Source organism: Enterobacter sp. 04-C-12-SI-ECC, from assembly GCF_047530715.1.
Lineage (GTDB): Bacteria > Pseudomonadota > Gammaproteobacteria > Enterobacterales > Enterobacteriaceae > Enterobacter > Enterobacter bugandensis.
In genome coordinates this window covers 85,636-107,195 of the sequence record NZ_JBLKDI010000014.1, presented here as the reverse complement: position 1 = coordinate 107,195, position 21,560 = coordinate 85,636, and the positions used below count along the sequence as shown (strand labels likewise).

Below are 21,560 nucleotides of genomic sequence, written 5' to 3'. Positions count from 1 at the left end.
TCGGAGGGTGATATGGCAATGACTTACCACCTGGACGTCGTCAGCGCAGAGCAACAAATGTTCTCTGGTCTGGTCGAGAAAATCCAGGTAACGGGCAGTGAAGGTGAACTGGGTATTTTCCCGGGTCACGCACCGCTGCTCACCGCCATTAAGCCTGGTATGATCCGCATCGTTAAACAGTTCGGTCACGAAGAGTTTATCTATCTGTCCGGCGGCATTCTTGAAGTGCAGCCTGGCAGTGTGACCGTTCTGGCCGATACCGCTATTCGTGGCCAGGATCTCGACGAAGCGCGAGCCCTGGAGTCGAAGCGTAAGGCTGAAGAGCACATTAACAGCTCTCATGGCGATGTGGATTACGCTCAGGCGTCTGCGGAGCTGGCCAAAGCGATCGCGAAACTGCGCGTTATCGAGTTGACCAAAAAAGCGATGTAACACCGGCTTGAAAAGCACAAAAGCCAGTCTGGATACCAGGCTGGCTTTTTTTTTCGGCCTTAATTCATGATGAAAAAGATGTAGAATTTTAGGCATCAAACGTTTTTACTTCTCACTCAAACTACCGTCAGGATGCGTATGTCAAACAGTGCGATGAGCGTGGTGATCCTTGCCGCTGGCAAAGGTACCCGCATGTATTCCGATCTGCCTAAAGTGCTCCACACGCTGGCAGGAAAGCCAATGGTGCAGCATGTCATTGATGCAGCGAATGAACTAGGTGCCCGTCAGGTTCACCTGGTCTACGGCCACGGCGGCGATCTGCTTAAAAAGACGCTGAGCGATGACGCGCTCAACTGGGTGCTTCAGGCTGAACAGCTGGGTACCGGTCATGCGATGCAGCAGGCTGCGTCGTTCTTTGCCGATGACGAAGATATTCTGATGCTTTACGGCGACGTTCCGCTGATTTCCGTTGAAACGCTGACTCGCCTGCGTGCAGCCAAGCCGCAGGGCGGCATCGGTTTATTGACCGTTGTGCTGGACGATCCAACGGGCTATGGCCGTATCACGCGTGAAAACGGCAACGTAACGGGTATCGTTGAACATAAAGATGCCAGTGATGAACAGCGCAAGATTCAGGAGATCAACACCGGCATCCTGATTGCCAATGGTGCGGACATGAAGCGCTGGCTCTCTCAGCTCGACAACAACAACGCGCAGGGTGAGTACTACATCACTGACATCATTGCGATGGCGTATCACGAAGGGCGTGAGATCGCCGCCGTTCATCCGGCGCGCATCAGCGAAACGGACGGCGTGAATAACCGCCTGCAGCTTTCCCGTCTTGAGCGTATTTATCAGTCCGAGCAGGCAGAGAAGCTGCTGCTTGCTGGCGTCATGCTGCGCGATCCGGCGCGTTTCGATTTGCGCGGCACCGTGTCTCACGGGCGCGACGTTGAGATCGATACTAACGTTATTCTTGAAGGCAACGTCACGCTGGGCAACCGTGTCAAAATTGGCGCCGGCTGCGTGATTAAAAACAGCGTTATCGGCGACGACTGCGAAATCAGCCCGTACAGCGTGGTGGAAGATGCTCACCTTGAAGCAGCGTGTACCATCGGCCCGTTTGCGCGTCTGCGCCCGGGCGCTGAGCTGCTGGAAGGCGCGCACGTAGGCAACTTCGTGGAAATGAAAAAAGCGCGTCTGGGTAAAGGCTCGAAAGCCGGTCATTTGACCTATCTGGGCGACGCGGAGATTGGCGATAACGTGAATATTGGTGCAGGAACCATTACTTGTAACTATGACGGCGCCAATAAGTTTAAAACCATCATCGGCAATGACGTGTTCGTGGGCTCTGACACGCAGCTGGTGGCACCGGTTACCGTGGGTAACGGCGTGACCATTGCCGCCGGCACGACCGTCACGCGCGACGTAGCGGATAACGAGCTGGTGTTAAGCCGCGTGCCGCAGGTACACAAGCAGGGCTGGAAACGCCCGGTGAAGAAAAAGTAACAACAAGGCGGGTGGCGCTACGCTTACCCGCCCTACGATTGAGTAGGCCTGATAAGGCGTAGCCGTCATCAGGCAAACCCGGGAGAGGAGATAAAGATATATCTCCCCCCACAAGCAGTACCCATAAAAATAACCCCACTCTCTACAAGGCTCGGGGCGCCCGGAAAGGGTAAATACAGGTCAGCGACAACGCAGGCATAATGCCTAAATTCGGAATCTAAAATATGTGTGGAATTGTTGGCGCAGTTGCGCAGCGTGATATTGCTGAAATCCTTCTCGAAGGTTTACGTCGTCTGGAATACCGTGGTTACGACTCTGCCGGTCTGGCTGTCGTGGATGCAGAAGGGCATATGACCCGTCTGCGTCGTCTCGGTAAAGTGCAGATGCTGGCCCAGGCTGCGGAAGAACACCCGCTGCACGGGGGTACCGGTATTGCGCACACCCGCTGGGCGACGCACGGCGAACCGTCTGAAGGTAACGCGCACCCGCATGTGTCTGAACACATCGTGGTGGTGCATAACGGCATTATCGAAAACCACGAACCGCTGCGCGAAGAACTGAAAGCGCGCGGCTATACCTTCGTCTCTGAAACCGACACCGAAGTGATTGCTCATCTGGTGCACTGGGAGCTGGCACAGGGCGGTACGCTGCGTGATGCGGTGCTGCGCGCTATCCCTCAGCTGCGCGGTGCGTATGGTACGGTGATCATGGACTCCCGCGATCCATCTACCCTGCTGGCCGCGCGTTCCGGTAGCCCGATGGTTATCGGTCTGGGGATGGGTGAAAACTTTATCGCCTCCGATCAGCTGGCGCTCCTGCCGGTCACCCGTCGCTTTATCTTCCTGGAAGAGGGCGATATCGCCGAAGTGACGCGCCGCAGCGTGACCGTCTTCGATACAAAAGGCGAGCAGGTGAAGCGTCAGGAGATCGAATCTAACCTGCAGTACGACGCGGGCGATAAAGGCGCTTACCGTCACTACATGCAGAAAGAGATCTACGAGCAGCCAAACGCCATCAAAAATACCCTGACCGGGCGCATCAGCCACGGCGAGGTGGATCTGAGCGAGCTGGGGGCAAACGCCAACGAACTGCTCGGCAAGGTTGAACATATTCAGATCGTAGCCTGCGGTACTTCTTATAACTCCGGTATGGTCTCTCGCTACTGGTTTGAATCCCTGGCGGGCGTGCCGTGCGACGTGGAAATCGCGTCTGAGTTCCGCTATCGCAAGTCTGCGGTGCGTCGTAACAGCCTGATGATCACCCTTTCCCAGTCCGGCGAAACGGCGGATACGCTGGCAGCGCTGCGTCTGTCTAAGGAATTGGGTTATCTGGGCTCGCTGGCCATCTGTAACGTCCCGGGCTCATCCCTGGTGCGTGAGTCCGATCTGGCGCTGATGACCAAAGCGGGTACCGAAATCGGCGTGGCCTCCACCAAAGCGTTTACCACTCAGCTGACCGTTCTGCTGATGCTGGTGGCGAAGCTGGCGCGTCTGAAAGGCGAAGATGCTTCCGTTGAGCACGACATCGTTCACGGTCTCCAGGCGCTGCCGAGCCGTATCGAGCAGATGCTGTCTCAGGACAAACGCATTGAGGCGCTGGCGGAAGATTTCTCTGACAAACATCACGCCCTGTTCCTGGGCCGTGGCGATCAGTACCCTATTGCGCTGGAAGGCGCACTGAAGCTGAAAGAGATCTCCTACATCCACGCGGAAGCCTACGCGGCAGGCGAGCTTAAGCATGGCCCGCTGGCGCTGATTGACGCGGATATGCCGGTCATTGTTGTCGCACCGAACAACGAACTGCTGGAAAAACTGAAGTCCAACATCGAAGAAGTCCGCGCCCGCGGCGGCGTGCTGTACGTCTTCGCTGATAAAGATGCCGGTTTCGCCAGCAGCGACAACATGCACATCATCGAGATGCCGCATGTGGAAGAGGTGATTGCACCGATCTTCTACACCGTTCCGCTGCAGCTGCTGGCTTACCACGTGGCGCTTATCAAAGGCACCGACGTTGACCAGCCGCGTAACCTGGCGAAATCGGTCACCGTAGAATAATCCCTTCTGTTAATGGCTACACGACGTGTAGCCATTTTTTCCTTACTTTTTTCTCATCATCTTTCGCGTTGCTATTAATTCTCTTATTCTGACGTATTTCGTTACTTTATTGTGTGAATAATGACCGAAATTACGTCTAAGCATTAGTATTCTCTATTTTGATCACTAAACGATCAGTTTTTATTAACGGAATCCTAAAAATGGTTTGTTTATAAAAGATGTGTCATTTTTATGTGTATACTGAAAAGGAATATTAATGATAAAGCAAAAATAATATTATATTTGTTTTTCTCTATTATTATTCCAGCTATGGTTCGTCATTATTCCATTAATTTAAATCCCCCCCTTGAAGATCATTCTTCCCGAAGAATATTATTTCATCGCATTTGGGATGGCGTTGTCTTTATGATAAACGCAATAGTGATTTAATTAATGGAGTTATCATGAAAAATAATGGAATTACGGTGGCGATTGCACTCGCATCGGCGTTAATGGCAGGACAATCATTCGCTGCGGATGGTACGGTTCATTTCCGCGGAGAGGTTATTGATTCAACGTGTGAAGTGACGCCTGATACCGCCGATCAGACGGTGAATATCGGTCGCGTTGCCAAAACGACGTTTTCCGGCATTGACTCAACGGCCTCAGTAAAAGATTTCCATATTAAACTGGATAAATGCCCTGCAACCTATACTCAGGCGGCGGTTCGTTTTGACGGAACAGAAGATAAAGACACCATCGGCAAAGGGTATTTGTCTATTGGCACGCCTGTTAACGGTGAAGCGGGTACTGACGGTATTTACACCGGCGAAGGTGAAGCCGTTACCGCTACCGGCGTTGCAATCAAGCTCTTCAACCTGAACGATGATACGGCGATCCCGCTGTACAACAATTCAAATTATGTTGCTATCACCGACGGTAAAGCTGACATGGGCTTCAAAGCGAAGTTTGTACAGACGCTGGCTACGGTTACGCCGGGTACAGCGAACGCGGATTCCCAGTTCACCATTGAATACCTGAAATAATCTTCAGCTGTTCGCCAGGAGCCTGTTTTATCCTTTTGCAGGCTCCTCCACAGGATGTGAGGATAACTGATGTATTTACGGCGTTTGTTGACTCTGTTCATCATGCTTTCTTTTTCATTTTTAACACCCTTGTCGACGGCTGGCGTCATTATTGGCGGAACCCGCGTTGTTTATAGTAGCGATAAATCCGATGCGACAATTAGCATAAAAAACAACGAAGCGACCACGCCTTATCTCATACAGACGTGGGTCGATCCTTTTAAAGGCGATACAGCGTCGAATAAACCTCCTTTTACCGTTATTCCGCCGGTTTCAAGGCTGGAGGCCGGGCAGGAGAAAGTATTGCGCATCATGAAAGTGAAGGGCGAACTGCCTCACGATCGGGAATCGCTGTTCTGGCTCAACATCAAAAATATTCCGCCGTCCAGTTCAAACCCCAATTCGCTCGAAATTGCGATTAAGACGCGGATAAAACTTTTTTGGCGTCCGGCGACCCTGAATATCACGCCTGAACGGGCTGCGGCGAAGGTTAAATGGCGTGTTCAAAACCGGCAGCTCGTGATTGAAAATCCGAGCCCGCTACATATTAACGTTATGAATGTTACCGTCGATGGTAAAGACGTTACGTTAAATATTATTCCCCCTTTTGACACCGTGCGTTTGCCGCTTCCGGATGGGATTAACGGCCACGCGCTGGTTTGGCGCTTCGTTAACGATTTTGGGGCAATCAGTCAGGAAATTCACGTCACGCTGTAAACATAGGGATGTTTGATATGGGGTGTTTTCGTTTTTTCATTGCGCTGGCCTCGGGGGTATCTCTCGGCTTTTCAGGCGTGACGCTGGCAAAAGATATCTTTAACCCTGCGCTTCTTGAAATTGACCATCCGGTGGATGTTGATATCCACCAGTTTAACCGCGCCAATACGTTACCTGCGGGCTCTTATAAGGTTGATATTCATGTTAACGATGAGTTTATCGGTAGCCGGGAGGTCACCTTTATTGAAGATAAGGCTGGCGATAGGCTGCATCCCTGTTTTAAGCACGTCAGGACGGTGCTTGCGGAGCTCGGGGCTAAGGTGGCCGCGATCGGTTCGCTGGACCGCCTGGACGAAAACGCCTGTGTGGACCCTACACCGCTGATCCCTGGCGCCACATGGACGTTCGATACCGATAAGCTGCTGCTCAACGTCACGCTGCCGCAGATTTACATTGATACCACCGCCCGCGGCACCATCAATCCTGCCCGCTGGGATGAAGGTATTAATGCGCTAATGATGAACTATGACTTTTCCGGCTCCAGCACATTGCAGTCTGATGATGACGACAACAGCGATTTCTACTACCTGAACCTGCGAAACGGGGCGAACATTGGCGCGTGGCGTTTACGCAATTACAGCACGCTAAACATCATCGACGGTCATTCGGATTACCATTCCATCAGCACCTATGTGCAGCGAAACCTCGCGACGTTACGCAGCCAGATCATGCTGGGTGATACCTGGACCGCAAGCGATGTCTTTGACAGTACCCAGGTGCGCGGCGTGCGCCTGTATACCGATGATGAAATGCTTCCTTCCAGCCTGACGGGCTTTGCGCCGGTCGTCCGGGGCGTAGCGAAAAGCAATGCGACGGTGATTATTCGGCAGAACGGCTACGTCATTTATCAATCTGCCGTGCCGCAGGGGCCATTTGCGCTTAAAGATTTAAACACCACCAGCTCCGGCGGCGACCTGGACGTGACCATAAAAGAAGAAGACGGCAGTGAGCAACACTTCACGCAGCCCTACGCCTCGCTGGCCATCCTCAAGCGTGAAGATCAGACCGACGTTGATATCAGCGCGGGTGAACTGCGCGATCAAAGTGAATTCCAGCCCAACGTTTTTCAGGCGCAGGTTCTGCACGGCTTTCCTGCCGGGATTACGGTATACGGTGGCGTGCAGGCCGCGGAAGCGTATCGCTCGGCAGCGGTGGGGGTCGGCAAAGATATGGGGGCAGTTGGCGCGTTTTCCGTCGATATCACCCAGGCACGCGCGCAGTTTACGGACGAGGACTCAGAGGAGTCCGGCCAGTCCTGGCGTTTTCTCTATTCGAAACGGTTTGATGAGACGGATACCACGCTGAGGCTGGTGGGATATCGCTACTCAACACAGGGCTACTACACCCTCAATGAATGGGCGTCACGCCAGAACAGTCAGCGCGATTTCTGGGTAACGGGCAACCGACGCAGCCGGCTTGAAGGGACCTGGACGCAGAATTTCGGCGATGGCATGGGGAACATTTATCTCACGCTGAGCCGCCAGCAGTACTGGAAAACCGACGAAGTTGAACGACTGGTTCAGCTTGGCTACAGCAATGTCTGGCGGTCGATTTCCTGGAACCTCTCCTGGAACTACAGCGATTCCATCACCACGGCGCAGAGCGCGGAGTATTCAGATAGCGACGATCGAGAAAGCGAACAGGTTTTTATGCTGTCGTTCTCCGTGCCGCTGTCAGCATTGCTGCCGGATAGCTATGTGAGCTACGGCCTCACGCAGAACAACAGCGGAAAAGGAATGCACCAGCTTGGTCTGAACGGTACGGCGCTTGATAACCATAATCTCTCCTGGAACCTCCAGCAGTCCTGGGATGCGGATGACAGTGTGTACAGCAGCAGCGCGGGGGTGGGATATGACGGAACTTATGGTTCGGTTAACGGCAGCTATGACTACAACCAGGACAGCCAGCGGCTCAACTACGGCGCGCGCGGCGGGATCCTGCTGCATGGCGATGGAGTGACGTTCTCGCAGGAGATGGGCGAAACCGTGGCGCTGATTAAAGCACCCGGTGCAGCCGGTCTGGCAATGGAAAACGGCACTGGTACGGCAACCGACTGGCGAGGCTACACCGTTCAAACACAGCTTAACGCTTACGATGAAAACCGTGTGGAAATTGAGAGCGGCTATTTTGAAAAAGCAAACGTCGAGCTGGAGAACAGCGTGCTTAACGTCATCCCCACGCGAGGTGCGGTGGTGCGGGCGGAATTTATCACCCACGTTGGCTATCGCGTGCTCTTTGAGGTCACACAGGCCAACGGCAAACCGGTTCCCTTTGGCGCAGTGGCGTCTGCCGAACTGGCGACGGGCAGCGTGTCGGGCATTACCGGCGAGAATGGCGAACTCTATCTTTCGGGCATGCCGGAAGAGGGAACGTTCACGCTGAAGTGGGGGAGTGAAAAGACAAAACCTTGCAAGGTCCATTATCAGTTCCCCAAACCAACGGGTGTTGAACTGGTTCAAACAGCGGTCGTGTGCCAATAGGGAAATGAGATGAAACGACGTATCACTTTTATAGCAGTTGCCATGCTGCTTTTTACCCCTTTTTCCCACGCTGCGACGACAGAAGGCGGGGTGTGTTTCGCCATCGGCGGCACCTATATTTTCAATCTGAATCTTAACGGGGCAGAAATACCGGCAGATAAAAACCAGGCGGGAACCGAGGTGCGCGATCTAACGACCCTGCAATCGCCTTCCCAGTATAAACTGGGATGTAACTGCCTGAGCCATTTCACCACCTCGTTTCGTAGCGTCTACTTCACCGCGCGTTCGCCCTTAAGCGTTGATACCGTAAAAAACGGGTATACCTACTACAGGTTGAACGACCAGCTCAGCATTGCGTCCTCCATTCACGTGCTGGGACGTGACTATCTCCCCGTTCCCTTTGAGGCCGAGCCCAACCGGGTGACATCCGGTATTTACTGCTATGCCTCCGGTGAAGAAGGCTCAGAGGCAACGCTTGATACCGGCTCTCAGGTAAAATTATCGTTTTTAATCGACAAGCCCTTTATTGGAAAAGTTACCGTTCCGGGTACGACGATTGCCACGCTCTATGGCGGTATCGATGAAGCGTCCTCTGTGGCAAGCACCGAGAAGCTCGCTGAAATCAAAATTGCCGGTGACATCGTGGTACCGCAAAACTGCGAGATTGCGCCGGGTCAGTCGCTGGAAATTGATTTTGGAAAAATTCCCGCCAGCGCGTTTTCCGCCACCAAAGGCGAGGCGGTCGGTAGCCGCAAAATTCGCAAGATGATACAGGTGAAATGTACCGGCATGCTGGATGAGAACATCGTCCGATCCGCTTTCCATGCCGATCCCGTTGACGCTGACGGCACGATGATGAAAGTGAACGGTAATGATGACGTAGGGATCGTTATTTATGATAAATGGGACCGCGTCGTCAACGTCAATGGGGGGAGCATGGAGATGGATATGGGAGCCAACCAGGGGGGCGCCGAAGTTAACTCACTCACCTTCTCTGCCGCTCCGGCCAGCGCGACGGGGAGTATTCCGAAGCCCGGCGCCTTTGAAGCCTGGGCAACCCTGACCCTCGAAATTCAAAATTAATGACAACGGCTGTTTATGACAGCCGTTGTCATATTCACATCTTTGAACCAGGCTTAACGCATCTCAGTGTGACATTATCATGACAGGGATATGATTTTATTTGTATTAAAATCATTGCCTTAACTCAAACACGTTGATTGTCATAAAACTGTCATATTTCGTACATTTATCTGTCACCTGTTTGTCCTATTTTGCTCATCGTAGCCACTTAAACAATGATTTACGAAATCCTTGCAGGAGACATTATGAAAGTTATGCGTACCACTGTCGCAACTGTTGTCGCCGCGACCTTATCTCTGAGCGCTTTCTCTGCTTTTGCAGCAGCAAGCCTGACTGGCGCTGGTGCAACCTTCCCTGCGCCGGTGTATGCCAAATGGGCGGATACCTACCAGAAAGAAACCGGTAACAAGGTTAACTATCAGGGTATCGGCTCCTCCGGTGGCGTAAAACAAATTACCGCGAATACCGTTGATTTCGGCGCATCCGACGCTCCGCTGTCTGATGAAAAACTGAATCAGGAAGGCCTGTTCCAGTTCCCGACCGTGATCGGCGGCGTTGTGCTGGCCGTTAACATCCCTGGCCTGAAATCAGGCGAGCTGGTGCTGGACGGCAAAACCCTGGGCGACATCTACCTGGGCAAAATCAAAAAATGGGATGACGAAGCCATCACTAAGCTGAACCCTGGCGTTAAGCTGCCTTCGCAGAACATCGCCGTGGTTCGCCGCGCTGACGGCTCTGGTACCTCCTTCGTGTTCACCAGCTACCTGGCAAAAGTGAACGAAGAGTGGAAATCGAAAGTCGGTTCCGGCTCTACCGTTAACTGGCCAACCGGTCTGGGCGGTAAAGGTAACGACGGCATCGCTGCCTTCGTACAGCGTCTGCCTGGCTCTATCGGTTACGTAGAATACGCTTACGCTAAGCAGAACAACCTGGCTTACACCAAACTGGTTTCTGCTGACGGCAAACCGGTTAGCCCAACTGAAGAGAACTTCGCTAACGCAGCGAAAGGCGCTGACTGGAGCAAATCCTTCGCACAGGATCTGACTAACCAGAAAGGCGACAACGCGTGGCCAATCACTTCTACAACGTTCATTCTGATTCACAAAGATCAGAAGAAACCAGAGCAAGGTACTGAAGTGCTGAAGTTCTTTGACTGGGCATACAAAAACGGCGGCAAACAGGCTAACGACCTGGATTACGCCAGCCTGCCAGACAGCGTGGTTGAGCAGATTCGTGCTGCATGGAAAACCAACGTGAAAGACAGCAGCGGTAAAGCATTGTATTAATTTAGCATTATGACGAAAATGGCGGGTGGCGCTTGCGCTTACCCGCCGATTTCGTAAACGCGTTTAACAGAAGAGTGATTTATGGCTGCAACCAAGCCTGCATTTAACCCTCCGGGTAAAAAAGGTGACATGATTTTCGGCGCGCTGGTCAAACTGGCTGCGCTGATTGTGCTATTGCTGCTGGGCGGCATTATCGTGTCTCTGATTTTCTCCTCCTGGCCGAGCATTCAGAAATTCGGTTTCTCCTTCCTGTGGACCAAAGAGTGGGACGCGCCGAACGATATCTACGGTGCGCTGGTGCCGATTTACGGTACGCTGGTGACCTCGTTCATCGCCCTGCTGATTGCGGTTCCGGTAAGCTTCGGTATTGCGCTGTTCCTGACGGAACTGGCGCCGGGCTGGCTGCGTCGCCCGCTGGGTATTGCCATCGAACTGCTGGCGGCCATCCCAAGTATCGTATACGGAATGTGGGGCCTGTTTATCTTTGCGCCGCTGTTTGCCACGTACTTCCAGGAGCCGGTAGGTAATGTTCTCTCCGCCGTTCCGTTTGTGGGAGCCCTGTTCTCTGGCCCGGCATTCGGTATCGGTATTCTGGCGGCAGGTGTGATCCTCGCCATCATGATTATTCCGTACATTGCGGCGGTAATGCGCGATGTCTTCGAACAAACCCCGGTGATGATGAAAGAGTCGGCCTACGGCATCGGCTGTACCACCTGGGAAGTTATCTGGCGCATTGTCCTTCCGTTCACCAAAAATGGGGTGATCGGCGGCGTAATGCTGGGCTTAGGTCGTGCGCTGGGTGAAACTATGGCGGTCACCTTTATCATCGGTAACACCTACCAGCTCGACAGCGCTTCACTTTATATGCCGGGTAACAGTATTACCTCCGCGCTGGCAAACGAATTTGCCGAAGCGGAATCCGGGCTTCACGTCGCAGCGCTGATGGAACTAGGTCTGATTCTGTTCGTTATCACCTTCATTGTTCTGGCGATTTCCAAGCTGATGATCCTGCGTCTCGCGAAAAATGAGGGGGCACGCTGATGGCAACTCTCGAAATGCAAAGCACCGCTCAGCTTGCCGAATCCCGCCGCAAAATGCAGGCGAAGCGTCGTTTTAAAAACCGCATTGCGCTGACGCTTTCCATGGCAACGATGGCATTCGGCCTGTTCTGGCTGATCTGGATCCTGATGTCCACCATCACCCGTGGTATTGATGGAATGTCTCTGGCGCTGTTCACCGAGATGACGCCGCCGCCAAATACGGCGGGTGGTGGTCTGGCGAACGCCCTGGCGGGCAGCGGCCTGCTGATCCTGTGGGCGACCGTTTTCGGTACGCCGCTGGGCATCATGGCCGGCATCTACCTGGCCGAGTACGGGCGTAAATCCTGGCTGGCAGAGGTGATTCGCTTCATTAACGACATCCTGCTTTCCGCTCCGTCGATTGTCGTGGGCCTGTTTGTTTACACCATCGTAGTTGCGCAAATGGAACACTTCTCCGGCTGGGCGGGTGTGATTGCGCTGGCGCTGCTGCAGGTGCCTATCGTCATTCGTACCACCGAAAACATGCTGAAACTGGTGCCGGATAGCCTGCGTGAAGCCGCTTACGCGCTGGGTACGCCGAAATGGAAAATGATTTCTGCGATCACCCTCAAAGCGTCGGTCTCCGGGATCATGACCGGTATCCTGCTGGCTATCGCCCGTATTGCCGGTGAAACGGCACCGCTGCTGTTTACTGCCCTCTCCAACCAGTTCTGGAGCACGGACATGATGCAGCCGATCGCCAACCTGCCGGTGACGATCTTTAAATTTGCGATGAGCCCATTCGCGGAATGGCAGCAGCTGGCCTGGGCCGGGGTGCTGATCATCACCCTTTGCGTACTGTTGCTGAACATTCTGGCGCGCGTCATTTTCGCGAAGAAGAAACACGGTTAATTTTTTACGGCGCGGCAGCTCGCGGCGTCGAATGAGGAAATGAGTCAATGAGTATGGTTGATACTGCCCCGGGTAAGATTCAGGTTCGTGATTTGAACTTCTACTACGGCAAATTCCATGCCCTGAAGAACATCAACCTGGATATCGCGAAGAACCAGGTCACGGCATTCATCGGTCCGTCTGGCTGTGGCAAGTCCACGCTGCTGCGTACCTTTAACAAAATGTATTCGCTCTATCCGGAGCAGCGCGCTGAAGGTGAAATTATCCTGGATGGCGAAAACATTCTGACCCAGGCCCAGGATATCGCCCTGCTGCGTGCCAAAGTGGGCATGGTGTTCCAGAAACCGACGCCGTTCCCGATGTCCATCTATGACAACATCGCGTTTGGCGTTCGCCTGTTTGAGAAGCTCTCCCGTGCGGACATGGACGAGCGCGTGCAGTGGGCATTGACCAAGGCCGCATTATGGAACGAAACCAAAGATAAACTTCATCAGAGCGGGTACTCTCTCTCCGGTGGTCAACAGCAGCGTCTGTGCATTGCGCGCGGTATCGCCATTCGCCCGGAAGTCTTGCTGCTGGATGAGCCGTGCTCAGCGCTGGACCCGATTTCAACCGGTCGTATTGAAGAGCTGATCACCGAGCTGAAGCAGGATTACACCGTGGTTATCGTGACCCACAACATGCAGCAGGCTGCGCGTTGCTCAGATCACACGGCGTTTATGTACCTGGGCGAGTTGATTGAGTTCAGCGATACGGACGCGCTGTTCACCCGGCCCGCGAAGAAACAAACCGAAGATTATATTACTGGCCGCTACGGTTGATTTGCCTTAGTGCATGTGGAGAAACCATGGACAACCTCAATCTTAATAAACACATTTCAGGCCAGTTCAACGCAGAGCTGGAAAGTATTCGCACCCAGGTGATGACCATGGGTGGCATGGTCGAGCAGCAGCTTTCTGATGCGATTACGGCAATGCATAACCAGGACAGCGAGCTGGCGAAGCGCGTCATCGAAGGCGACCATAACGTCAACATGATGGAAGTGGCGATCGACGAAGCCTGCGTGCGTATTATCGCCAAGCGTCAGCCGACCGCGAGCGACCTGCGTCTGGTAATGGCGATCATTAAAACCATCGCCGAGCTGGAACGTATTGGTGACGTGGCGGATAAAATCTGCCGCACCGCGCTGGAGAAGTTTTCCCAGCAGCATCAGCCGCTGCTGGTGAGCCTGGAGTCGCTGGGCCGCCACACTGTGCAGATGCTGCACGACGTGCTGGATGCCTTTGCGCGTATGGATCTGGACGAAGCGGTGCGTATCTACCGTGAAGACAAGAAAGTCGACCAGGAGTATGAAGGCATTGTGCGTCAGCTGATGACCTACATGATGGAAGATTCCCGTACGATCCCAAGCGTGCTGACGGCCCTGTTCTGCGCGCGCTCTATCGAGCGTATCGGCGACCGCTGCCAGAACATTTGCGAATATATTTTCTACTTCGTGAAGGGTCAGGACTTCCGTCACGTGGGCGGCGACGAGCTGGACAAGCTGCTGGCGGGTAAAGATCCGAAAGAGTGATGTTTGTGGCGGGTGGCGCTGGCGCTTACCCGCCCTACGTTAGCTTAACGCGTAATATCCCACCCGCGTGCCTTCCACAACTCTGGCAATTGCGCCAGATCGGTAAAGGTCGTCACTTTTGGATGATCGATCGGCTTGTTGTGCGGATCGGCACAGAAGTAAAACACCTCCATCCCCGCATCAATCCCCGACTGGGCGCCCGCAGGCGAGTCATCCACCAGAATGCAGTTCTCCACGTTGACGTTCATCGCTTTCGCCGCGTGGAACATCAGGGCCGGATCGGGCTTCCAGCGCTGTATATCGTAGCCGCTGAACAGTTTTTCCGGAAAGTGGTGCAGCATTTCAAGCTTGCCCAGTGAATGCTGCATTTTGCTGACCGGACCGTTGGAAACTACGCAGATTGGCACCGTCATCGCATCCAGCAGCGCGTTAGCCCCGGCAATAACGTCCAGTTCTGAGTCGAAGAGGCGTGCGACCTCGGCGCGGTACACAGGCTCCAGATCCGCTTTTGCCAGATTGACACCGTGTTCATTGTTAATGATGTCGATGATCTCGTACAGCTTCACGCCCTTAAAGCGTTTGAACACCTCTTCGAGATCGAGCGTAATGCCAAATTCCTGGAACATGGCGACATACGCGCGGGAACAAATGACCTCACTGTCGACCAGCGTACCGTCACAGTCGAAAAATACCGCTTCAATTCCGGACATGCCCTTCCCTTTTAACAAGTTTAACGTTTACGTACGACAGATTTACGAGACGCAATCGTTGCCGTATAAGCATAATCAATGAAAAAAGTATCCCGTAACCGCCACTATTGTCGCATTTTGGTATAGGATAGCGACGAATTTTCCCTCCTTGTTCGGAAATTGATGATGAGTCAACAACACACAACCCAGACATCTGGTCAGGGTCTGCTTGAGCGTGTATTCAAACTGCGCGAGCACGGCACAACGGCACGCACCGAAGTGATCGCCGGTTTCACCACCTTCCTGACGATGGTCTATATCGTTTTTGTGAACCCGCAAATTCTGGGCGTCGCTGGCATGGATACCAGCGCCGTCTTTGTTACCACCTGTCTGATCGCGGCGCTTGGCAGCATCCTGATGGGCGTTTTCGCTAACCTGCCTGTGGCGCTGGCACCCGCTATGGGCCTGAATGCGTTCTTCGCGTTCGTGGTGGTTCAGGCGATGGGCCTGCCGTGGCAGGTTGGTATGGGCGCTATCTTCTGGGGTGCGGTCGGCCTGCTGCTGCTGACCATCTTCCGCGTCCGCTACTGGATGATTGCCAATATCCCGGTGAGCCTGCGCGTGGGTATCACCAGCGGTATCGGTCTGTTCATCGGCATGATGGGGCTGAAAAACGCCGGTGTGATCGTGGCGAACCCGGAAACGCTGGTGAGCATCGGTAACCTGACCTCGCACAGCGTGCTGCTGGGCGTGCTGGGCTTCTTCATCATCGCGATCCTGGCGTCGCGCAACATCCACGCTGCGGTGCTGGTCTCTATCATCGTGACCACGCTGCTGGGCTGGATGCTGGGTGACGTGCATTACAGCGGTATTGTCTCTGCGCCGCCGAGCGTCTCTACCGTGATTGGTCACGTTGACCTGGCGGGTTCCCTGAATCTGGGCCTGGCGGGCGTGATCTTCTCCTTCATGCTGGTCAACCTGTTTGACTCCTCCGGTACGCTGATTGGCGTGACGGACAAAGCGGGTCTGGCTGACGAGAAAGGCAAATTCCCGCGCATGAAGCAGGCGCTGTATGTGGACAGCATCTCTTCCGTGGCGGGTTCTTTCATTGGCACCTCATCTGTTACCGCTTACATTGAATCCTCTTCCGGCGTGTCCGTGGGTGGCCGTACCGGCCTGACGGCGGTGGTGGTGGGTATCCTGTTCCTGCTGGTGATCTTCCTCTCTCCGCTGGCGGGTATGGTTCCACCGTATGCGGCTGCCGGCGCGCTGATTTACGTGGGCGTGCTGATGACGTCGAGCCTGGCGCGCGTGAAGTGGGAAGATTTAACCGAAGCGGTGCCAGCCTTTATTACTGCCGTGATGATGCCGTTCAGCTTCTCGATCACCGAAGGTATCGCGCTGGGCTTTATCTCTTACTGCGTGATGAAGATCGGTACCGGCCGCTTCCGCGAACTCAGCCCGTGCGTGATTATCGTTGCGCTGCTGTTTGTGTTGAAGATTGTGTTTATTGACGCGCACTAAGGTGCGGTTTGTGTTGTCAGGTGGCGCTTCGCTTACCTGACCTACAGACGAGTGTAGGCCCGGTAAGCGCTAGCGCCACCGGGCTTTTTTATCAGGCTTTAACCCGCTTAATATAATCCCCGAACGCGGTCAGCTGGCCAGAGAGATGGTCACGCGTGCTCTGATCCACCACTTCACCCGTCTGCGGGTCGACCTTGTTTTGAATCACACCGCCCATAAATTCCGGCTTGTTCATCACCATCGCATCCAGGAACACCAGGATCTGACGCAGGTGATACTGGCAGCGGGCGCCACCAATCGCGCCCATTGAGCTGGTCTGGATCAGCACCGGTTTGCCAGACAGCGGCTGCTCCGGTAGACGGGATAACCAGTCAATCGCGTTCTTCAGGCCACCCGGAACCGAGTAGTTATACTCCGGCGTAACAATGACCACACCGTCGGCCTGGCGGATCTGCTCGGCTATCGCCTCCACGCTCTGCGGGAACCCCTCTTCCTGCTGGACATCTGCATCATACAGCGGGATATCGCCAATAGATGGCAGGGCGCTAATTTCCATACCTGCCGGGGCGAGCTGAGGCAGCGTGCGGGCAACCATTCCGTTAAATGAACCTTTGCGCAGGCTTCCCAGTAACGTAACTACTTTCAACGTATCAGACATGATTACTCCTGTTTCATCATGATGACCCTGATTGGATCAGCTATGGGTAAATGCTTTTTCTGCCGGTAAACTGGTTAAACGCATCAGGCGTGCGGCGGGCTCGTTGGCGCGCTCGGGCACATCAGGAAGGCTACGCCATCCCTGTTGACTGTCAAATTCCCAGATTTTCATGCGTTCGATGGCGGGGGTCACCGCGATGGACCAAATCAGCACATCCTCTGCGTCGCAGAGCGCTTCTACCAGCGTGGCCTGGGTGGCGCGCAAACGTCCGGAGCCAGGCAACAGCTGCAGCAGGCTGGCGTCGTCTGAGGCGCATCCGCAGAGCTTGCGAATGCTCTGGCGCAGGGTAATGAGCTGGGCTCTGGCTTCGACAGGATCGTTCTGGTTGCGTACCCACAGCTTCTCATTGCTGGAGAGCGGATAGTCTTCATGCGCATTAGCGCCATGGAAGCTGCGCGTCGCGCGCTGAAGTTCCATGTCGAGCCCGCAATCCCCTTCGGTGGTCAGCGCGACCCCAATGATATTGCCCGTATAGGCAATGGAAAAACGGGGGAGTTCCGGGTCAGCAAAGACCGGGCGGCCTTCTGGTTGCGTGACGATCTCCGGGAGTTCGCCGGTGCCGTACAGCATAAACAGCAGTTCTGCGAGAAGTGCTCTCGAGGCTAAAAACCGCGTCCTGCGGTGTTCGGGGAGTTTGAGCGCCTCACTGTGACAGGCTGAAGAGAGTCTGGCCGATACGAGACGTCCTTCTGTAAGTATCCCTCTTGCAAAGTGCGTTGCCATTTTTCGCTCCTTGATAATGGTCGTAATCGGTTAAACGGTTACATGATTATCGCTTAACTTGACTCCTGTTTTAATCAGTAAATCGGAGTAAGAGAAGCCTGAAGGCCGAACTTTACATTTTCTTAGGCAAAAATTGGATCGCTGCCACCGTACAACGCCTTGATGGTCTCCCGCAGCCAGAGGATTTTCGGATTATGGCTGTTCCGTTTATGCCAGATCAGCGTGAAGGGAACGGTCAGCTTTTCAGCCTGCGCTTCGTCAATGGGAATAGGAAGCGCGATCAGCTTCCGCTGGTGGAGTTCATTGTAGTGGCGGCAGTAGTGGGGAGCCGTGGCGATATAGTTATGGCCGGGCTGCGCCGCCATAAACATCGACTGCTCAAAGCCCGGCAAACACATAGCAATGTTTCTCTCCCGCCCCATCTCTTTTAGCACCTCATCCAGCGCCCAGGTGTCGCTCCGTTCCCAGAAGATACTGATATGGGGATAGCGCAGGAAGGTCTCCAGATTCCACTCCTCCTGCAGAGCGGGGTGGTCCTCACGCAAATAGACGTATGGACGGTCGCTAAACAGGATTTCGTAGTCGATAAACCACGGCATCAGCTTCAGCAGTTCACGCGAGCGCGGGTGGGTTTCGCGGCCGGTGAAGCCAACGTCCACTTCCCCGCGCGTAATGGCGTCCAGCGAGTCGTAATCCCAGTGACGCATCTTCATCGTCGCCTGCGGATAACGCTGGTTCACCTGCTCAAGCAGGGCGTTAAAGCGGATGAGCATCAGCGGCGTTTCGGCGGCCAGCACAAACGTCAGCCCGCCAGGCGAATCATGGTGAGATTTATCGAGGATCTGGTTGCCGATCTGCATCCAGTCGGCCAAATCCTGCTCCAGGCTGACCGTCAGCGGCGTGGGCAGCAGCCCTAACGGCGTTTTGACAAACAGCGGGTCGTCAAACCAGTCGCGCAGCCTGGCCAGCGATTTACTCACCGCCGACGGCGTCACGTTCATCCGCTTTGCGGCTTTGGTGACGCTGCGCTCCTGCAGCAAAAGCTGCAGGCAAAGCAACAGGTTAAGATCGAGACTGCTGATGGGCTTCTTCATACTGTGCCGCGGGCTGGATGACCATAAGTAAGGTGATGCAGACTATGCTACAGCCAATCAGAATCCCGATCAGCATATTGAGCGCGTTAAGTCCGATGACCGCCGCCAGCCATATCCACAGAGACGAGCCGCAGACCTGCGCGATCCCCAACACCGAGCTTGCCACGCCTGCCCGCAGCGAGAACGGGCCAAGCGCCTGACTCATCGCCACGCCAAAGCCAACCGAGAACCCGGCACAGATGAGCGTAATGCCCACCAGCATCAGCGCATGCGAGCTGGTGGTTGCCAGAACCACACCTGCGGCGAGAAACAGTACTTGAGAGGTCAGCATCAGCGTGCGCTGGCGGAAGATATTCAGCGCGAAGGGGGTAGAAAATGAGACGGCCATACTGACCATAGCGGTTAATGCCATTACCGTGGAATACTCACCGCGATCGAAACCCATAGTCTCCATCAGCAAAACCGGGGAAACGTTTACATACGTCAGGATCACCGCCACGCTTAACGTGGTTACGGCCAGACGGCTGAGGAAAAAGCGATTGAGAAGTTTCTCTGCCGGATGAATGGTCGCGGTATGGCTGGGATTCTGCGAGCCCGGGTGGGTCTCTTTCAGTACGGCGATCGACAGCACAAAGACCAGGGCGCCCATTGCAGCCATGGTCCAGAACAGGCTCTGCCACGGGAATTTCAGCATGATCAGATAGCCTACAACCGGTGCCAGCACCGGAATGATGCAGGTTATCCCGTTCAGCATGGAGAGCACCTTAGCACGGCGCTGGGCGCTTAAGGTGTCGCGCAAAATAGCAAACGCCACCACGTAACAGCCGCCGGCACCAATGCCCTGGATGAACCGTCCTGCCAGGAACAAGGTGCTGTTCTGTGCCTGTGAGCAGAGAAGAGAGGCCAGGGCAAAGATGATGGCTCCGGTTATTGCGACGGGTTGACGGCCAGCCTTATCCGCGATCTTCCCGGCAAAGACCATCGACGACGCCATTCCTGCGAGGTAGGCCGAAAACGCGATATGCAGCTGCGCTTCGCTGGCACCCAGATCGCGGGCGATGTGCGGTAATCCCACCAGATACATATCAATACCCGACGGATAAAGCAGAACTAATGCGAAACTACAAAACAGAAAACGCGCCATAAACCCCCCATAAATGCAGGCATGCAGAATAGGGGGTGAAAAGGGTTAAAGCGAGTTGCCATTTGGACAATGGTGATTTCCTGAGAGGAAATCACCATCAATTAGCGGAAACTATTTACCAATACAGAAGCTCGAGAAAATCCTGCCCAACAGATCGTCCGACGTAAACTCCCCGGTGATCTCGCTCAGATTCTGCTGCGCCAGACGCAACTCTTCCGCCAGCAGTTCACCCGCCCACGCACCAATCAGCTGCGCTTTGCCCTGGTCAAGATGGCGTGCCGCCTCTTCCAGCGCCTGCAGGTGACGGCGACGCGCCAGGAAGCCGCCTTCCATGCTGGTATCAAAGCCCATGCTCTGCTTGAGATGGTTACGCAGGGCTTCCACGCCTTCCCCTGTACGTGCCGAAAGGCGAATAAGTGAGTGACCATTCACATCGCTGATGCCCAGCGTTTCGCCGGTCACGTCCGCCTTGTTGCGCACTACGGTGATCGGCAGTTTGGCCGGCAGACGGGCGATAAAGTCCGGCCAGATCTCCGCCGGGTCAACGGCGTCGGTCGTTGTGCCGTCCACCATAAACAGCACGCGGTCGGCCTGCTCAATCTCCTGCCAGGCGCGCTCGATACCGATACGCTCGACTTCATCGCTCGCATCGCGCAGGCCCGCGGTGTCGATAATGTGCAGCGGCATCCCGTCGATATGGATGTGCTCGCGCAGCACGTCGCGGGTGGTCCCGGCTATGTCGGTGACGATCGCCGCTTCACGGCCCGCCAGGGCGTTCAGCAGGCTCGATTTCCCGGCGTTAGGGCGACCAGCAATGACGACCTTCATCCCTTCACGCAGCAGGCTGCCCTGACGCGCTTCGGCGCGGACGGCATCCAGATCGCTCATCACCTGGTTCAGCTGGGCTTCGATTTTGCCGTCAGAGAGGAAGTCGATTTCCTCGTCCGGGAAGTCGATAGCCGCTTCGACATAGATTCGCAGGTGAGTAAGTGCTTCCACAAGGTGATTCACACGTGCGGAAAACGCGCCCTGCAGCGAGTTCAGGGCGGAGCGGGCCGCCTGTTCAGAGCTGGCGTCGATCAGGTCTGCAATCGCCTCGGCCTGCGCCAGGTCGAGCTTGTCGTTCAGGAAGGCACGCTCGGAGAATTCGCCCGGCTTCGCAATGCGCAGGCCCGGCAGGGTCAGGATACGTTTTAACAGCAGGTCGAGGATAACCGGGCCGCCGTGGCCCTGAAGTTCCAGCACGTCTTCGCCGGTAAAGGAGTTCGGGCCGGGGAACCACAGCGCAATGCCCTGGTCCAGCGGCGTGCCGTCGGCATCTTTAAACGGCAGGTAATCAGCGTAGCGCGGCTTTGGCAATTTACCCAGCACCGCTTCAGCCACCTCGCGCGCCTTCAGGCCGGAGATGCGCAGAATGCCTACACCACCGCGTCCCGGTGGGGTTGCCTGGGCGACGATAGTGTCGTTATGGCTCATGGT

Annotated in this window: 19 protein-coding genes; 13 read left to right on the top strand and 6 right to left on the bottom strand. The window is 54.8% G+C overall.

The genetic code is table 11. The annotated features are described in order from the left end of the window. Positions 1-12: 12 nt before the first annotated feature. The 12 genes from ACMWL8_RS17340 (at position 13) to phoU (ending at position 14,189) form a co-directional block, all read left to right on the top strand. On the top strand, positions 13-432 hold the full coding sequence (locus ACMWL8_RS17340; protein ID WP_003862360.1) for a F0F1 ATP synthase subunit epsilon: 420 nt from the start codon (positions 13-15) through the stop codon (positions 430-432). A gap of 138 nt (positions 433-570) precedes the next feature. Then, positions 571-1,941 (top strand): bifunctional UDP-N-acetylglucosamine diphosphorylase/glucosamine-1-phosphate N-acetyltransferase GlmU, encoded by a 1,371-nt coding sequence (gene glmU, locus ACMWL8_RS17335; RefSeq protein WP_045261178.1) that lies wholly within the window; start codon positions 571-573, stop codon positions 1,939-1,941. Between the two features lie 224 nt (positions 1,942-2,165). Continuing rightward, positions 2,166-3,995 (top strand): glutamine--fructose-6-phosphate transaminase (isomerizing), encoded by a 1,830-nt coding sequence (gene glmS / locus ACMWL8_RS17330; protein ID WP_028014918.1) that lies wholly within the window; start codon positions 2,166-2,168, stop codon positions 3,993-3,995. Between the two features lie 443 nt (positions 3,996-4,438). Beyond that, positions 4,439-5,020, top strand: coding sequence for a chaperone-usher fimbrial major subunit (locus ACMWL8_RS17325; protein ID WP_045261179.1), 582 nt, complete (start codon positions 4,439-4,441; stop codon positions 5,018-5,020). Between the two features lie 69 nt (positions 5,021-5,089). After that, positions 5,090-5,776 carry a fimbrial chaperone gene (locus ACMWL8_RS17320; protein ID WP_045261180.1) on the top strand — a complete coding sequence of 229 codons (687 nt, stop codon included), beginning with the start codon at positions 5,090-5,092 and terminating at the stop codon, positions 5,774-5,776. 17 nt (positions 5,777-5,793) lie between these two features. Then, positions 5,794-8,316, top strand: coding sequence for a fimbria/pilus outer membrane usher protein (locus ACMWL8_RS17315; RefSeq protein ID WP_045261182.1), 2,523 nt, complete (start codon positions 5,794-5,796; stop codon positions 8,314-8,316). Between the two features lie 9 nt (positions 8,317-8,325). Continuing rightward, positions 8,326-9,399, top strand: a complete 1,074-nt coding sequence (stgD, locus tag ACMWL8_RS17310; protein WP_052683012.1) for a fimbrial protein StgD — start codon at positions 8,326-8,328, stop codon at positions 9,397-9,399. Positions 9,400-9,644: 245 nt separating this feature from the next. Continuing rightward, complete coding sequence (pstS, locus tag ACMWL8_RS17305) at positions 9,645-10,685, top strand: phosphate ABC transporter substrate-binding protein PstS (RefSeq protein ID WP_028014923.1); 1,041 nt, start codon at positions 9,645-9,647, stop codon at positions 10,683-10,685. Positions 10,686-10,766: 81 nt separating this feature from the next. Next, positions 10,767-11,726, top strand: a complete 960-nt coding sequence (gene pstC / locus ACMWL8_RS17300; RefSeq protein ID WP_028014924.1) for a phosphate ABC transporter permease PstC — start codon at positions 10,767-10,769, stop codon at positions 11,724-11,726. Then, positions 11,726-12,616 (top strand): phosphate ABC transporter permease PstA, encoded by an 891-nt coding sequence (gene pstA, locus ACMWL8_RS17295; protein WP_014881893.1) that lies wholly within the window; start codon positions 11,726-11,728, stop codon positions 12,614-12,616. The genes pstC and pstA overlap by 1 nt, the downstream gene beginning before the upstream one ends. 47 nt (positions 12,617-12,663) lie before the next feature. Further along, the gene (pstB, locus tag ACMWL8_RS17290) at positions 12,664-13,437 is read left to right on the top strand and encodes a phosphate ABC transporter ATP-binding protein PstB (RefSeq protein WP_010426574.1); all 774 of its coding nucleotides are present in this window, start codon (positions 12,664-12,666) and stop codon (positions 13,435-13,437) included. A 26-nt stretch (positions 13,438-13,463) separates the two neighbouring features. Continuing rightward, positions 13,464-14,189 carry a phosphate signaling complex protein PhoU gene (gene phoU, locus ACMWL8_RS17285; RefSeq protein WP_003861153.1) on the top strand — a complete coding sequence of 242 codons (726 nt, stop codon included), beginning with the start codon at positions 13,464-13,466 and terminating at the stop codon, positions 14,187-14,189. Positions 14,190-14,233: 44 nt separating this feature from the next. Here phoU and yieH read toward each other — a convergent pair whose 3' ends face one another. After that, complete coding sequence (gene yieH / locus ACMWL8_RS17280) at positions 14,234-14,899, bottom strand: 6-phosphogluconate phosphatase (RefSeq protein ID WP_045260854.1); 666 nt, start codon at positions 14,897-14,899, stop codon at positions 14,234-14,236. A 165-nt stretch (positions 14,900-15,064) separates the two neighbouring features. Between yieH and adeP the strand changes: the two genes are divergently transcribed. Next, entirely contained in the window at positions 15,065-16,402 is a 1,338-nt protein-coding gene (gene adeP / locus ACMWL8_RS17275; RefSeq protein ID WP_028014926.1) for an adenine permease AdeP, read from the top strand. A gap of 91 nt (positions 16,403-16,493) precedes the next feature. On the opposite strand, the gene ACMWL8_RS17270 is transcribed toward adeP, so the two are convergent. The 5 genes from ACMWL8_RS17270 to mnmE all read right to left on the bottom strand — a co-directional run bounded on the left by ACMWL8_RS17270 (position 16,494) and on the right by mnmE (position 21,557). Next, entirely contained in the window at positions 16,494-17,060 is a 567-nt protein-coding gene (locus ACMWL8_RS17270; RefSeq protein ID WP_003861147.1) for an NADPH-dependent FMN reductase, read from the bottom strand. A 36-nt stretch (positions 17,061-17,096) separates the two neighbouring features. Further along, the gene (locus ACMWL8_RS17265) at positions 17,097-17,843 is read right to left on the bottom strand and encodes a 4'-phosphopantetheinyl transferase family protein (protein ID WP_045260853.1); all 747 of its coding nucleotides are present in this window, start codon (positions 17,841-17,843) and stop codon (positions 17,097-17,099) included. Positions 17,844-17,965: 122 nt separating this feature from the next. After that, the gene (yidZ, locus tag ACMWL8_RS17260; RefSeq protein WP_045260852.1) at positions 17,966-18,937 is read right to left on the bottom strand and encodes an HTH-type transcriptional regulator YidZ; all 972 of its coding nucleotides are present in this window, start codon (positions 18,935-18,937) and stop codon (positions 17,966-17,968) included. Next, a complete protein-coding gene (locus ACMWL8_RS17255; RefSeq protein ID WP_045260851.1) occupies positions 18,906-20,081 on the bottom strand; it encodes an MFS transporter in 1,176 nt (391 codons plus the stop codon). The genes yidZ and ACMWL8_RS17255 overlap by 32 nt, the downstream gene beginning before the upstream one ends. 111 nt (positions 20,082-20,192) lie before the next feature. Next, positions 20,193-21,557, bottom strand: coding sequence for a tRNA uridine-5-carboxymethylaminomethyl(34) synthesis GTPase MnmE (gene mnmE, locus ACMWL8_RS17250; protein WP_028014930.1), 1,365 nt, complete (start codon positions 21,555-21,557; stop codon positions 20,193-20,195). Between the last annotated feature and the right edge of the window lie 3 nt (positions 21,558-21,560).